Source organism: Microbispora sp. CL1-1 (assembly GCF_012034195.1).
In the GTDB taxonomy this organism is placed as follows: Bacteria; Actinomycetota; Actinomycetes; order Streptosporangiales; family Streptosporangiaceae; genus Microbispora.
Window position 1 is genome coordinate 1 of sequence record NZ_JAATEK010000141.1, and the last position, 999, is coordinate 999.

At 67.0% G+C, this 999-nt stretch carries 1 pseudogene; it reads right to left on the reverse strand.

Features of this window, described 5'->3' with window-relative positions:
• Positions 1–999: pseudogene (locus HCK04_RS40325) on the reverse strand (DNA-directed RNA polymerase subunit beta); the annotation flags it as partial.

Sequence of the window (999 nt, forward strand, 5' to 3'; positions counted from 1 at the left end):
GATGTCGACCGGCGTGCCGTCCTCGAGGAACGGCATGTCCTCCACCGGCAGGATCTTGGAGATGACGCCCTTGTTGCCGTGACGGCCGGCGAGCTTGTCACCATCGGTGATCTTGCGCTTCTGCGCCACGTACACGCGCACCAGCTCGTTCACACCCGGAGGAAGCTCGTCGCCCTCCTCACGGCTGAACACCCGCACCCCGATGACCTTGCCCGACTCACCGTGCGGCACCTTCAGCGAGGTGTCGCGCACCTCACGCGCCTTCTCACCGAAGATCGCCCGCAGCAGCCGCTCCTCCGGCGTCAGCTCGGTCTCACCCTTCGGCGTGACCTTGCCGACCAGGATGTCGCCGGTCGTCACCTCGGCGCCGATGCGGATGATGCCGCGCTCGTCGAGGTCGGCCAGCGCGTCCTCGGAGGCGTTGGGGATGTCGCGGGTGATCTCCTCCGGACCCAGCTTGGTGTCGCGGGCGTCGACCTCGTGCTCTTCGATGTGGATCGACGACAGCACGTCGTCCTGCACCAGACGCTGGGACAGGATGATCGCGTCCTCGTAGTTGTGCCCCTCCCAGGGCATGAACGCCACCAGCAGGTTCTTGCCCAGCGCCATCTCACCGTTGTCGGTGCACGGACCGTCGGCGACGACCTGACCCCGCTCGACCCGGTCGCCCTCGGACACGATCGGCTTCTGGTTGAAGCAGGTGCCCTGGTTCGACCGCTTGAACTTCGCCACCCGATACGTCGTCCGGGTGCCGTCGTCGTTCATCACCGTGATGTAGTCGGCCGAGACCTCCTCCACCACACCGGCCTTCTCGGCCGTGATGACGTCACCGGCGTCCGTCGCCGCGCGATACTCCATGCCGGTGCCGACCAGCGGCGCCTCGCTCTTGAGCAACGGCACCGACTGACGCTGCATGTTCGACCCCATGAGCGCGCGGTTGGCGTCGTCGTGCTCCAGGAACGGGATCATCGCCGTCGCCACCGACACCATCTGGCGCGG